Here is an 849-nt window from a genome sequence, read left to right as displayed (position 1 = left end):
TTACGCTTTCTTTAGCGCGAATGTTCACATAGCCGTCTTTGTCTTTTACTACGGCATAATCTCCAAAAGGCCCTTGCGCAAAGGCATTGGTCGTAAGGAGGAAGAATAAAATAAGTAAGTGTTTCATATCCAATAGATAATTGATAACAAGCTATTTATCAAGTTGTTTATTTCCTTGAATACTTGTATAAGTTTCATTTGAAAGTTTTTTAATAGATTTCAGATAATCTACTTTGTCTAAAACAGCACGTTGTTCTTTAATGGTTTCTACTAAAATTTTAAAACGTTCTTCAATACTATAGAAGCGATTAACCCCTGCTTCATTTTTAATTCCCCCGAATTCAGGGGAATTAAACTTATATAATCAGCTTCATTAATCACTCTGATATTTATTTCAATATCTTGTACTTTAAGTTTATTATTTGTTGGTGCCATATTTTTGGTAAATTTTAGTTACATCATTAAAGTGGTTGCCCTATAATACGGGTTTTGTACTCACCTTTTACTATTTGCCAACATACTATGTAAGCCCAACTAGCATCGCTATTGCTCGCAAAAATGTAAAGTGCCTCAGCTTCCTCATCATAGAATATGAGTCTGTTAAAATAGAAAATTTGATATAAATCATCATAAGCACTTTTAGGAATAGGTACGTTTTTGCCTTTCATAGTTACGGTAATACTCTTGTAATGGTCATCAGGCAATAATTCATCTTCTATACCATATATTTTTTTGCCATCAATGATAAGCTCTGTCCAACCATCGTGTTCTTTCTTAGTAATCTTGTGCTTGGTTTTGTCGAACTTCTGTTTGGTAATGGTTACTTTTACGTCCTTATCATCAAAAATA

Annotated in this window: 1 protein-coding gene and 2 pseudogenes; all 3 read right to left on the bottom strand. The window is 32.3% G+C overall.

From position 1 onward, the window contains the following. Positions 1 to 127 (bottom strand): annotated as a pseudogene (locus tag HMPREF9074_RS12240) (SH3 domain-containing protein); the annotation flags it as partial. Positions 128 to 270: 143 nt separating this feature from the next. After that, on the bottom strand, positions 271 to 435 hold the full coding sequence (locus HMPREF9074_RS12525) for a hypothetical protein (RefSeq protein ID WP_196774055.1): 165 nt from the start codon (positions 433 to 435) through the stop codon (positions 271 to 273). A 26-nt stretch (positions 436 to 461) separates the two neighbouring features. Then, positions 462 to 849: pseudogene (locus HMPREF9074_RS12520) on the bottom strand (SH3 domain-containing protein); the annotation flags it as partial.

The sequence above is a fragment of the Capnocytophaga sp. oral taxon 329 str. F0087 genome (assembly GCF_000213295.2).
In the GTDB taxonomy this organism is placed as follows: domain Bacteria; phylum Bacteroidota; class Bacteroidia; order Flavobacteriales; family Flavobacteriaceae; genus Capnocytophaga; species Capnocytophaga leadbetteri_A.
This window is presented reverse-complemented; position numbering and strand designations above follow the sequence as displayed.

What these genes read in the sequence shown, in the direction of transcription:
- HMPREF9074_RS12525 (WP_196774055.1), bottom strand. Translation starts at nt 435, where the DNA reads ATGGCACCAACAAATAATAAACTTAAAGTACAAGATATTGAAATAAAT.